The organism is Streptomyces sp. YJ-C3 (genome assembly GCF_053891275.1).
Window position 1 is genome coordinate 2754084 of record NZ_CM132685.1, and the last position, 12737, is coordinate 2766820.

Annotated in this window: 10 protein-coding genes; 6 read left to right on the forward strand and 4 right to left on the reverse strand. The window is 72.9% G+C overall.

Features of this window, described 5'->3' with window-relative positions:
- Positions 1-243: 243 nt before the first annotated feature.
- Positions 244-816 carry an adenylosuccinate lyase gene (locus tag ACVHNB_RS12135; RefSeq protein WP_428951358.1) on the forward strand — a complete coding sequence of 191 codons (573 nt, stop codon included), beginning with the start codon at positions 244-246 and terminating at the stop codon, positions 814-816.
- 16 nt (positions 817-832) lie between these two features.
- Here the strand turns inward: ACVHNB_RS12135 and ACVHNB_RS12140 are convergent, their stop codons facing one another.
- From ACVHNB_RS12140 to ACVHNB_RS12155, 4 genes are all read right to left on the reverse strand, one after another.
- Positions 833-1318: an N-acetyltransferase family protein gene (locus ACVHNB_RS12140; RefSeq protein WP_456228872.1), complete on the reverse strand. Its 486-nt coding sequence runs from the start codon at positions 1316-1318 to the stop codon at positions 833-835.
- Between the two features lie 26 nt (positions 1319-1344).
- A complete protein-coding gene (locus ACVHNB_RS12145; RefSeq protein ID WP_456228031.1) occupies positions 1345-1743 on the reverse strand; it encodes a RidA family protein in 399 nt (132 codons plus the stop codon).
- A gap of 36 nt (positions 1744-1779) precedes the next feature.
- Entirely contained in the window at positions 1780-3363 is a 1584-nt protein-coding gene (locus tag ACVHNB_RS12150; RefSeq protein ID WP_428951355.1) for an alpha/beta hydrolase, read from the reverse strand.
- 123 nt (positions 3364-3486) lie between these two features.
- Complete coding sequence (locus ACVHNB_RS12155; protein ID WP_456228032.1) at positions 3487-4533, reverse strand: Rv2578c family radical SAM protein; 1047 nt, start codon at positions 4531-4533, stop codon at positions 3487-3489.
- A gap of 187 nt (positions 4534-4720) precedes the next feature.
- On the opposite strand from ACVHNB_RS12155, the gene ACVHNB_RS12160 reads away from it, so the two are divergent.
- From ACVHNB_RS12160 to fes, 5 genes are all read left to right on the forward strand, one after another.
- Positions 4721-5164, forward strand: coding sequence for an SRPBCC family protein (locus ACVHNB_RS12160; protein WP_428951353.1), 444 nt, complete (start codon positions 4721-4723; stop codon positions 5162-5164).
- A 186-nt stretch (positions 5165-5350) separates the two neighbouring features.
- Entirely contained in the window at positions 5351-7768 is a 2418-nt protein-coding gene (locus ACVHNB_RS12165) for an MFS transporter (RefSeq protein ID WP_456228033.1), read from the forward strand.
- A 186-nt stretch (positions 7769-7954) separates the two neighbouring features.
- On the forward strand, positions 7955-10396 hold the full coding sequence (locus ACVHNB_RS12170; RefSeq protein ID WP_456228034.1) for a SpoIIE family protein phosphatase: 2442 nt from the start codon (positions 7955-7957) through the stop codon (positions 10394-10396).
- A gap of 122 nt (positions 10397-10518) precedes the next feature.
- Positions 10519-11256, forward strand: a complete 738-nt coding sequence (locus ACVHNB_RS12175) for a class I SAM-dependent methyltransferase (RefSeq protein ID WP_456228035.1) — start codon at positions 10519-10521, stop codon at positions 11254-11256.
- A 56-nt stretch (positions 11257-11312) separates the two neighbouring features.
- Positions 11313-12641, forward strand: a complete 1329-nt coding sequence (gene fes, locus ACVHNB_RS12180; protein ID WP_456228036.1) for an enterochelin esterase — start codon at positions 11313-11315, stop codon at positions 12639-12641.
- The last annotated feature ends 96 nt before the right edge of the window (positions 12642-12737 follow it).

The following is a 12737-nucleotide window of genomic DNA, read 5'->3' on the forward strand; positions in this document are numbered from 1 at the left end:
GCTGTGCACGGGAACCGACCGGCCCTGTCCCGGAGCCATGTCGTACTGCTCGAACCTCGGTAGCGCGTACCGAACCGACTGCACTCGGGCGGCTGCGTCACCAGGCCGCCGAGAGTCGTACTGCGGGAAGTGTGCCCCGCTCACTTGAGATTAACCGGCGAGTAACGAGCGCGCCAGCCCTGGACGTTGACGAGTCTGTGTGATCTACGTCGCCGCAGGCCCGCCGCGTCTACCCTCGACCCCATGGACGAAGAGTCGCGAACGGTGACGGAACGCATCCGGAAGGAATCCGGCGGTACGCCCGCCTTCGACCAGCTGGCCGCCACGGACGACCGGGACGAGCTGGCAGCGGTGCTGACCGCGCCGCAGCAGCCGCTGTGGGCGCGGGAGCTGGCGGCGTACCGGCTGGGCGTCGCGGGTGACAGCCGCGCCTTCGAGTCCCTCGTCCTGCTCCTGAACCACCGCGACCCGGACCGCTGCGCGGCGGCGGCCCAGGCCCTGGCCGTCCTGGGCGACCCGCGCACGGCCCGCGCGGCGGCCGCCCTGGCCACGAACGAGCTGCGCGTCGCCTACGCCCTGCACCCCGTCCGGCTGCTCACCCAGCTCCGGGCGCCCGAATCGGCCCCGGCCCTGATCGTCACGCTCCGCCGCCGGCTCGCGCCGCACGACCCGTACCGGAAGGTGGCCCTCGCCTGTGTGGAAGGCCTCGGCAGCCTGGCCGACCCCCGCGCCCGTGAGGTCCTCACGGAGGCGTGCGCGCACCCGCGCCTGGCGATGGCGGCCGCGGCGGCACTGGCGCGGCTCCCGCCGCTCTGACATCCGCCGCGGACGCTCAGGCCGGTGCCCGCACGTACCGGACCTCCGGCACCGTCGCGCCCCCGACCTCGTACGGCTCACGCGCCCCGTCCGCCATGAATCCGGCCCGCTCGTAGAAGCGCCGCGCCCGCACGTTCCCCTCCACCACCCACAGCCGCATCGAGGAGTGCCCCGCGCGGAGCGCACCGGCCGCGCAGGCGTCGAGCAGCGCCCGTCCCACGCCCGTCGACAGATGCGCGGGGTGGGCGTACAGCGCGTACAACTCGGCCTCCCCGGGCGGCACGTCACGGTCCCGCGACGGGCCGTGGCAGGCCCAGCCGACCACGGCGCCGGCGCGCTCCGCGACGAACTCCGTGACACGGCCGAACAGTTCCCGGCGCCGCGCGGCGTCCCGCTGCACGCTCATCGCGTCGAGATACGCCTGCGGCATCAGCCCCGCGTACGCGAACTGCCAGCCGCGCACCCGCACTTCCGCCACGGCGGCGCAGTCGTCCAGGGTCATCTCCCGGACCAGGAGGTCCGCCGCCGTCACCGCGAAAGCACGGCGAACGCCTCGATCTCCATCAGGAACCCGGGGCTGACCAGCGCCGCCACCTGTACCGCCGACGCGGCCGGCAGCCGTGCGGGATCGAGGAACGCGTCCCGTGCCTCTCGTACCGCCGGCATGAAAGCCATGTCGGTCATGTAGTACGTCAGTTTCACCACGTCGTCGAACCCGGCGCCGGCGGCCGCCAGGCATTTGCGCAGGTTCTCGAATACCTGCCGGGCCTGTGCCGCCGGATCGCCGGGACCGACCAGTTCGCCCCGCTCGTCGAGAGCGAGCTGGCCGGAGACGGCGACGAAGCGGCCCGTGCCCATGACCACGTGGGTGTAGGCCGTGGCCGGTGCGACGCCGTCGGGAGCGGGGATGTGGGTGAGTCGGCTCATCGCCCCATCCTCGCCCACCCCCCCGACGGGCCCCGCTCAGCCCCGGAAGCCGAGCAGCCCGTGCAGCGCGGCGCCGCCCGCCGAGGACGAGGCCGCCTTCGTCGCCAGCGGCTTCGGGTCCGGCAGCTTCTTGCACACGGCGTCGGCCTCGCCGCCGCCGCGCGGCACCGTCCCGGACGCGAGATACGTGGCGAGGTGCTTGTCGAGGCACGCGTTCCCGCTGAGCGTGATGCCGTGGTTGCCGCCGCCCTGCTCGACGACCAGGCTCGAACCGCGCAGCAGGTGATGGACCCGGACGCCGCCCTCGTACGGCGTGGCCGCGTCGTCCGTCGCCTGGAACAGCAGCGCCGGCGGGATCGAGGAGTTGCGCACGGTCCTCGGGTGCAGCGTCCGCGTGGGCCAGAACGCGCACGGCGCGTTGTACCAGGCGTTGTTCCACGTGGAGAACGGCGCCTTCTCGTGCGTCCGCCAGTTGTCGTCACGCCACTGGTTCCAGTCGCGCGGCCACCACGCGTCCCGGCACTGGACGGCCGAGTAGACGCTGTAGCCGTTGTCCCCGGCGGCGTCGACCGCCGCGAAGTTCTCGTACGCCTCGACCAGCGGGTCCGGGTCCTTGTCGTTCACGTACGCGGCGAACGCCTCGGCCAGATACGGCCAGTAGCCGTCGAAGTAGCCACCGGGCAGGAACGTGTCCTCCAGCTCCCCGGCGCCCACCTTCTTGCCCGCGGGCCGCCTCGCGAGCGCGTCGCGCATCGCGTACCACTTGGCCTCGACCTTCGCGGGGTCCTTGCCCAGCTTGTACGTCGCGTCGTACTTGGCGACCCAGGCCAGGAAGGCCTGGTGCCGGGCGTTGAAGGCGTGGTCCTGCGCGAGGTTGTCCTGGTACCAGACGCCCGCCGGGTCGACGATCGAGTCGAGGACGAGGCGCCGCACCCGCTCGGGGAAGTGCTTCGCGTAGACCGCGCCCAGGTAGGTGCCGTACGAGTAGCCGAAGTAGTTCAGCTTCTTCGCTCCGAGCGCGGCCCGGATCGCGTCCATGTCCCGCACCGAGCTGACCGTGTCGATGAACGGCAGGATGTCCGCGTACTTCTGCGCGCAGGCCCGCGCGAACGACTGCGCGCGCTTCAGGTTCGCCTGCTCGACCACCTCGGTCCGCGGCACGCTCTGCGGGCGGACGGGCTTGAAGTGGCCGGGCGCGCAGTCCAGCGCCGGCCGGCTCTTGCCGACGCCGCGCGGGTCGAACCCGATGACGTCGTACTGTGCCGCGACCTGCTTCGGCAGGCCCGACGCCACGAACCCGGCGAGCGAGAGCCCGCTGCCGCCGGGCCCGCCGGGGTTCACCAGGAGCGGCCCCTGGAACGTCTTCGCCGTGTGCGGGATCCGCGACAGGGCCAGCGTGATCTGCCGCCCCGCGGGACGGGTGTGGTCCAGCGGCACCTTCAACGACCCGCACTGCAGCGTCGGGTAGTCGTTCGTGGCGCACTTCTTCCAGGCGACGGCGGCGCTGCCCGGCGTGGACGGGGCCGATGCGGCATCGGCGCCCGCGGCGCCCGCGGTCGTGACGACCGTGGAGGCGGCCAGGGCTGCGGCGGCGCACAGAGCGGCTGCGCGTTTCTTCATGGGGCCTCCCGGAATGCAGGGGTCAGGGCCGTGAGTCCACGGTCCTTGCCGCATGTTCCCGGAAACGCCGCCCGGAACAATCCGTTCTGCCGCAAATTGACCCGATCGCAGTCCCGGTGCCCCTCACAGCAGCGTGAGCTGGGTCGGCGCGGCCGGCTCGGGCGCCGTGCCCTGCTCCGGCACGCGGACGCGCCGCGCCGCTCCCGGGCGCGAGGGCCCGATCCCGTACTCCGCGGCCAGCTCGTGGACCTGACGCGTGATCCGCCGCTGGTACCACCGGGGGGCGTACGCGCCCTCGGCGTACAGCCGCTCGTAGCGCCGCACCAGATAGGGGTGGTGCTGTCCGAGCCACGCCATGAACCACTCGCGCGCGCCCGGCCGCAGGTGCAGCACGAGCGGCGTCACGGACGTCGCGCCGGCCCGTGCGATCGCTCGCACCGTCGCCCGCAGCTGGTCCGGACGGTCGCCGAGGAACGGGATCACCGGCGCCATCAGCACCCCGCACCCGATTCCGGCGTCGGCCAGGGCGCGGACGGCGTCGAGCCGGCGCTCGGGCGCGGGGGTGCCCGGCTCGACGGTGCGCCACAGCTCCTGGTCCACGAAGCCGACCGACATCGAGATGCCGACGTCCGTCACCTCCGCGGCCTGCCGCAGCAGCTCGAGGTCGCGCAGGATCAGCGTGCCCTTGGTCAGGACGGAGAACGGGTTCGCGTGGTCGCGCAGGGCCCCGATGATGCCGGGCATCAACCGGTAGCGCCCCTCGGCCCGTTGGTAGCAGTCGACGTTCGTGCCCATCGCGATGTGGTCGCCCTGCCAGCGGCGCGAGGCGAGATGGCGGCGCAGCAGCTCCGGCGCGTTCACCTTCACCACGATCTGGCTGTCGAAGCCGAGCCCGGTGTCCAGGTCCAGATAGCGGTGGGTGTTCCTGGCGAAGCAGTAGACGCACGCGTGAGTGCACCCGCGATACGGATTGACCGTCCACTCGAACGGCATCCGGGACGCGCCGGGCACCCGGTTCACGATCGACCGCGCCCGGATCTCGTGGAACGTCACCCCGCGGAACTCGGGGCTGTCGAAGGTGCGGGTGGTCACCGCGTCCGTGCCGAACAGCGCGGCGTCCGGCGCCCGGCCGTGTTCGGCCCGGTCGTCCGTGAGGTTCTCCCAGCGCATGACGCCTCCTCGGTAGCACTGAGCCCACAATAGAACACATGTTCCCTTGATCGTGCGGCCTGTACCGGGCCCCCGATTTTGGCGGCCGGTGCGGGGGGTGGTTGGCTTGGCCGCGCCACCGGCGATGCCCGCAGGCGATACCCGAAGAACCAAGTGCTCCTGAAGAACCAAGTGCTGGAGGAAAGTCATGGCGCAGGTCGAGGCCACCACGGAACGTGTCGTCGCCGCGAAGCCGGACGACGTGTTCGACGCCCTCGCCGACTACAACGGCACGCGCGCGAAGCTGCTCACCGAGCACTTCAGCGAGTACGAGGTGCGCGAGGGCGGCGACGGCGAGGGCACCCTCGTCCACTGGAAGCTCCAGGCCACCAGCAAGCGCATCCGCGACTGCCTGCTCGAGGTGACCGAGCCCACCGACGGTGAGCTCGTCGAGAAGGACCGCAACTCCTCGATGGTGACCACCTGGCGTGTCACGCCCGCCGGTGAGGGGCAGTCGCGGGTCGTCGTCTCGACCGTGTGGAACGGTGCGGGCGGCATCGGCGGCTTCTTCGAGAAGACCTTCGCCCCGAAGGGGCTCGGCCGCATCTACGACGGCGTGCTCGCCAAGCTCGCCGCCGAACTGGAGAAGTGACCCTCAAACACCGATCTCCCGCTCACCGTTTCGAGTGGTTTTCGTTTCGGCTCAGTTGTACGCCGTAGGGCTCCGACCGGCGCATTCGTCGATCGAGCCCGCCTGAGGTGCGTCTCGTCGCGCTTGCCCCCCGTTGTCGCGTAATGCGAGAAATGGGCGGCGCAAGGGCGACGAGGGGAGCAGCAGGTGGGCACGACGACGCTGGTGACCGAACCCGTGGGGGAGCGGGAGGTGACCCGCGAGCCGGCTCCGGTCACCGCCCCGGCGCCTCAACAGGACGCGGCGCCCCCTCAGTTGCCCGGCGACGGACTCAGCCCGCGGCGCGTCCGGATGGTGTTCGTCGGCCTGATGCTCGCGCTGCTGCTCGCCGCGCTGGAGCAGATGATCGTCGCCACCGCGCTCCCGAAGATCGTCGGTGAGCTGCACGGTCTCGACAAGATGTCCTGGGCGATCACCGCCTATCTGCTGACCTCCACCATCGGCCTGCCGATCTACGGAAAGCTCGGCGACCTCTTCGGCCGCAAGGGCGTCTTCCAGTTCGCGATCGTCGTGTTCGTCATCGGCTCCGCGCTCGCGGGGCGGGCCCAGAGCATGGACCAGCTCATCGCGTTCCGGGCCGTCCAGGGCGTCGGCGCCGGCGGTCTCATGATCGGCGTGCAGGCGATCATCGGCGACATCGTGCCGCCGCGCGAACGCGGCCGCTACATGGGCCTGATCGGCGCCGCCTTCGGCCTCGCCTCGGTCGCGGGCCCCCTGCTCGGCGGCTACTTCACCGACCACCTCTCGTGGCGCTGGTGCTTCTACTTCAACGTCCCGTTCGGCCTGGTCACCCTCGCCGTCACCGCGGTCGTCCTCAAGCTCCCCAAGCCCACGAAGAAGCCCCGGCTCGACGTGCCGGGCGCGCTGCTGCTGGCCTCGGCCTCCACCTGCCTCGTGCTGCTGACCAGCTGGGGCGGCACGGAGTACGCCTGGGGCGACCGCGTCATCATCGGACTCGGCGCCGGCGCGCTCGCCTCCGCGGTGCTGTTCGTCGTCGCCGAGAAGTTCGCGGCCGAACCCCTCATCCCGCTGCGGCTGTTCCGCGATTCCGTCTTCAACCTCAGCGGCTTCATCGGCATGGTGGTCGGCGTCGCCCTGTTCGGCGCGGCCAGCTATCTGCCGACCTTCCTGCAGATGGTCGACGGCGCCACCGCCACCGAGTCCGGGCTGCTGATGCTCCCCATGATGGGCGGCGTCGTCGGCGCCTCGATCATCTCGGGCCAGCTCATCAGCCACACCGGCCGCTACAAGCTCTACCCGATCCTCGGCAGCGCCCTGTCCGCGCTCGGCATGTATCTGCTGTCGCGCCTGGAGGTCGACACCCCGCGCCTCGAGTACAGCGCCTACATGGCGGTGCTCGGCGCCGGTATCGGCCTGATCATGCCCGTGCTGGTGCTCGCCGTGCAGAACTCCGTGCGCCCGGCCGACCTCGGCACGGCCACCAGCGCCAACAACTACTTCCGGCAGATCGGCGGCAGCGTCGGCGCCGCGATCTTCGGCACGCTCTTCGCGAACCGGCTGGCCGACGCCCTCGCCGACCGGCTGCCCGCCACCGGGGCCGGACGGACCGACGCGGCGTCCATCACCCCGCAGCTCGTCCACGCGATGCCCGAAGCGCTGCGCACCCCGTACATCCAGGCCTACGCGGACGCGATGCCCCGCATCTTCCTCTACCTGGTGCCGGTCCTCGTCCTGGGTCTGGTCCTCGCCTTCTTCCTCAAGGAGACACCCCTGTTGTCCAGCACAGCCCCCTCCGAGAACCCCGTCACCCCCGTCGTGCCCGCCCAGGAGCGTGTCTCGTACGCCGCCGGGGTCCCGGTCTGCGGAACGGTGCGGCACTCCGACTCCACCCCCGTGCCGCGCGCCGCGCTCACCCTCATCGACGTCGGCGGCACCCAGATCGGGCGCGGCGCCAGCGGCGACGACGGCCGGTACGCGCTGTCGACGCCGGGTGCGGGCAGTTACGTGCTGATCGCGGCGGCCGGCGGACACCAGCCGCAGGCGGTCACGGTCACCGTCGGGGAGCGGCCGGTCGACCTGGACGTCGTGCTCGGCGGCGCCGGCCGCCTCGCCGGTGCGGTGCTCACGGCGGACGGAGCTCCCGTGCGGGACGCGACCGTGACCCTGACCAATGTGCACGGCGAGGTCGTCGCGACCACCCGCAGCGGACGTGAAGGCGGTTACGTCATCACGGAGTTGGTGGCCGGCGAGTACACCCTGGCGGCGAGCGCCCCCGCGTACCGCCCGGCGGCCCTGCCCGTGACGGTGATGGCCTCCCGCGAGACCCGGCAGGACGTGGAACTGGCGGGCGGGGCGGTGCTGCGCGGAACGGTACGGGCCGGCGGCGGCCGTCCCGTGGAGGACGCCCGGGTCACCCTGCTCGACGCCGCCGGGAACGTCGTGGACACGCTGACGACCGGGCCGGACGGGACGTTCCGCTTCGTCGATCTGTCGTCGGGCGAGTACACGGTGATCGCGGCGGGCTACCCGCCGGTCGCCACGGTGCTCCAGGTCGCCGGGGGCGGTCGCACGGAACGCGACCTCCAGCTCGGGCACGAGGACTGAGAGCCCCGTCGGGGGCGTGGGACCCGCCCGGCCCGTCGCCGCCCGGGCGCCCCGCACGACACAGGGCGCCCGTCAAGGGGCGGAGGGTCAATTCGCCCGTAGACACCCGGTGTTGACGGGCCGCGCGTACCGTGGAAGGAGGCGGTGCGCACCCCCGGCGTGCCGGAGGGAAGGAGCGCGGGCGCGATGCCAGGCACCGGTCGATCCCCCCAGGGCCGCGTCCCGCTGGCCGTTGTCGTCGTCGACCGGGCGGGCCGCGTCTCCCACTGGAGCACCGGCGCCCGCCGCCTCTTCGGCCCCGGCCGGGAGGAGGCGGTGGGCCGTCCCGTCGCCGACCTCCTGCCCGTGTCCGGCGCCCTCCCGGACGACTGTGTGGAGCCCGAGGCGGCCCGCGCCCCCTACGGTGCGCACGACGGGCTCGGGCACGGCCTGGAGGAGTCGCTCGGCGGCCGCACCTCCTACCCGGCCGCCGGCCGCGCCCGGCTCGACACCAGCGCCGGGCCCTGCGAACGCATCGACGTGCTGTGGTGGGCGTACCCCCTGGTGGGGCCGGGCCCCGAGCGGCTGCTCGTGCTCGCCGCCGACGCCCGGCGGCTCAGCGGCGGCGACCCGGGGGCCGAGGGCCCGCGGGAGGTGACGGGGGAGCGCATGGCCCCCGGCTTCGCGTTGCACACCGACTTCCCGGCCGCCGACGAGCTCGCCCGCAGACTGCCCGAGATCCTGCCCAGCATGAGCGTGCGCGAGAGCGCCCGGATCGTCGGCCAGGTACTCGAACTCGGCTATCCAGTGCTGGAGTTCAGCCAGCAGGACCGGGTCCCCGTCACCGCCGACTGGGGTGTCGCGCGGCGCACCGAGCGCCAGGAGCGGCGGGTGCGGGCCGAGCGCGCCGCCGCGGCCGGGGTGCCGTCCCCGCGCAGGCCGCCGGACGACGCCGAGGACCTCGAGTTCATGGCGGTGCGCGAGCGCCTGGAGTTCCTCAACGAGGTGAGCGGGCGCATCGGTTCGTCCCTCGATCTGTCCCGCACGATCATCGAGGTCAGCCGCGCCGTCGTGCCCCGCTTCAGCGATGTCGCCGGCACGTACCTGCGGGAACAGGTCGTCGCGGGCGAGGGGTTCCCCGAGGGGCCGCCCGACACCACCACGATGTGGCACCGCGTCGCCGTGGAGCACACCGACGAACCCGGCCGCTGGGACGATGTCGTACCGGTCGGCGAGTCCATGCCGTTCCCGGCGCACACGCCGTTCTTCCAGTGCATGACGACCGGTGACCCGGTCCTCGTCCCGTACATCTCCGAGGAGATGGGCAACGCGATCGCGGCGCAGTTCGAGAAGCGCGACATCCGCCCGCTGATCAACCACCGTTCCATGCTCGTCGTGCCGCTGAAGGCGCGGAACGTGGTCCTCGGGTTCATGATCCTGCTGCGCCACCGGGAGCGGCCGGTCTTCAACGACATGGACCGCGTCACCGGCGCCGAACTCGCCGCGCGCGCCGGGCTCGTGCTCGACAACGCGCGCATGTACGCGTACCAGGAGTCCGTCGCGGAGACGCTCCAGGACAGCATGCTGCCGCACATCGAACCGCACATGCCGGGCTGCGACGTCACCACCCGCTATCTGCCGGGCGCCCTGCTCGGCCGGGTCGGCGGCGACTGGTTCGACTCCATCAAACTGCCGGGCGCGCGTACCGCCCTCGTGGTGGGCGACGTCATGGGGCACGGGCTCAACTCGGCGGCCATGATGGGCCAGTTGCGGACCGCGGTGCAGACGATGGCCGCCCTCGACCTGCCGCCGGCCCAACTCCTGCGCAATCTGGACGACTTGGCGCAGCGCCTGGGGGAGCACTATCTCGCCACATGTCTGTACGCGGTGTACGACCCCATTGCCGGCGGACTGCACCTCGCCAACGCCGGACACATCCCGCCGGTGATCGTGCGCGCCGCCGACGGCCGCAGCGAGCTCCTGGAACTGCCCACCGGCGCGCCCATCGGTGTGGGCGGGGTGCCCTTCGAGTCCGTACGGATCCCGGTCGCGCCCGGCGACCGCGTCGTGATGTGCACGGACGGCCTCGTGGAGGTCCGCGGCGAGGACATCGGGGTGGGGCTTGCCACGCTCTGCGAGTCGGCGGCCCACCCGGCCGCCTCCATGGACGACGCCTGCGACACCATCATCCGCTCCCTCGCGGGCCGCGGCGGCCGCAAGGACGACGTGGCGCTCCTGATGGTCCGCACGAGCGGCATCGAGCCCGGCGACGTCGCCCAGTGGGAGCTCGACGGCGAACCGTCCGAAGTGCCGCGCGCCCGCGGCCTCGTACGGCGGCAGCTCGCGCTGTGGGGCCTGTCGGACGTCGAGTACGTCGCCGAACTCATGGTCAGCGAACTGGTCACGAACGCCGTGCGGCACACCGCGGGCGGCCGGGTGCAGGTGCGCCTGGTGCGCTCGGGCACGCTGCTGTGCGAGGTCGAGGACACCGAGCACACCCTGCCGACGCTGTGCAGCGCGGGGCCGGGCGACGAGTTCGGGCGGGGGCTGCGCGTCGTCGCGCGTCTGGCGCGCGAGTGGGGCACGAGCCGCACCGCGCACGGCAAGACCGTGTGGTTCGAGCTCACCCTGCGCCGCGAGCGCGTCTGACGCGGGGGCCGAAGGCCCGTACCTCGGGAAGGCGGTGCCGCCCCGCTTGTGGGGCGCACCCCGGCGCGGTAGACCGACCTGATGCTCCGGCCGGTTCCGCCGCCGCACCCCCGGGAGGGCCCATGAGTGTGACCGAGCGCTACAAGAAGGCGTGGGAGGGCTTCTGGGGCGAGGCTCCCGAGGAGCCCGGAGGCGTCTTCTGGGACGCCGAGCCCGCGCTCACCGTGGGCCTCCATCTCGACCTGTTCGAGCCGCTGTTGGCGGCCCCCGGCCTGCCCGTCGTGGACCTCGGATGCGGCAACGGCACCCAGACCCGCTTCCTCGCCGACCGCTACCGCAAGGTGGTCGGCGTGGACCTGTCCGGCGCCGCCCTCGGCCGGGCCCGCCGCGCGGACCCCGCCCAACAGGCCGACTACCGTCAGCTGGACGCCACGGACCAGCGTCAAGTAAGCGCGCTGCACGTGGAGTTGGGTGACGTGAACGTCTATATGCGGGGCGTGCTGCACCAGAGCGACCCCGTCGACCGGCAGCCGCTCATGGACGCGGTGGCGGCGCTGGTCGGCGAGCGCGGGCGCGGCTTCGTCGTCGAGCTGTCGGAGGGGGCCCGGACGATCCTGCGGGGGCTCGCGCGGCACCCGGCCGGTCCGCCGCCCAAGCTGGCCCCGGTGTTCGCCCATGGCATCGCCCCCGGCGAGGTCCGCGACGCGGCCGTGCCCGGGTATGCCGACGCGGCGGGCCTCGCGGTGCTCGCGTCCGGCGAACTGCCGTTGATCACCACGGAGTTCACCCCCGACGGGAGCCGCATCGAGCTGCCGTCGCGGTGGCTGGTGGTGGAGCGGGCGTCCGACCCGCCCCGATGATAGGTTAGCTTAGGCTAAGCTAAGTAAGTCACGATGGGTCAGGAAGCGGTGGGGCGATGCACGCGCCTTTGGTCTCGTCCGATCTCGCCTGGGTGGAGGAGGCCGTACGGCCGCGCCCGGCCGTCGGTGTCCGGGTGGCGCGGCTGCTCGACGACCTGACCGGGGCCGACGGGCCGCTGCGCGCCGACCTCGCCGCCGCGTTCTGGGCCGACGTCGAACGGCTCGGCGCCCCGCTCGTGGAGCCGATCGAGGGCGAACCGGACCACCGCACCCTCACCTTCCTGTACCGCGGCCACCGGGCCACCCGGCACGTCCTGCTGTTCAGCAACCGCCTCGTCGACCGCGCCCGGCTCGCCGACGCCCTGCTGCACCACGTCCCCGGCACCGACATCTGGCATCTCGGCCTGCGCCTGCGCGCCGACCACCGGGGGGCCTACCGGATGGCCGCCGACATCTCGACCGGCCACCCGCCCGCCGACCCCGACCGGCTCCAGGAGTTCCTGCGCACCCTCCAGCGGTACGCCGGCCCCGATCCGCTCAACCCCCGGACGATCCCCACCCGTTGGGGCGGCCCGGACTCCTCCGTCTTCGCTCTGCCCGCCGCTCCCGGACAGCGCTGGGAGGGGCCCGCGCGTGAGGTGCCGCGCGGGCGGGTCGAGCGGCACCGCGTGGACAGCCCCGCCCTCGGCGCGGTCCGTGACGTGTGGGTCTACCTGCCGCCCGGACAGGGCCACCGCGACCTGCCCGTCGTCGTGCTCGGCGACGGCGACATGTGGCTGGGCGGCATGGGCCTGCAGGACTCCCTGGACGCGCTGATCGCCGCCGGCGCGCTGCCGCCGCTGATCGTCCTCGCCCCCGACTCCGTCGACGGTCCCACCCGCTGGCGCGAGATGAGCGCCCGCGACTCCTACGTCACGTTCCTCGCGGACGACGTACTGCCCTGGGCCGCCGGACGCTGGCCGCTCACCACCGACCCGCGCCGCACCGTCGTCGCCGGACAGAGCCTCGGCGGGCTCACCGCCCTGTACGCGGGCCTGGTCCGCGCCGAGCGGTTCGGCAACGTCCTCGCCCAGTCGCCGTCCCTGTGGTGGCACCCCGGCCTGCCGGTCGACGCCGTGCCGCAGACTCCGGTCGCCGGCGTCCCCTGGCTCGTTGGGCGGTACGCGCAGGCCCCGCCCCGCGACCTCACCGTGCACCTCGACGTAGGGCTGCACGAGGGTCCGATGGTCGGCTACAGCCGCGCGCTGTACGAGGCGCTGCGCCCGGCCGGGTACCGGGTCACGCTCGACGAGTTCAACGGCGGCCACGACTACGCGTGCTGGCACGGCGCCCTCGTCGACGCCCTCGTCCGGATGCTGACGCCGGATCCGCCCGCAGCGCGCTGACGAGCGCGAACCCGGCCGAACGGGTCCTCCATTGGTCTATACCCCTGAGAGTTATCCACAGGTCTGGTGAGGTGTGCCCGGATCCGCGTACGGTGC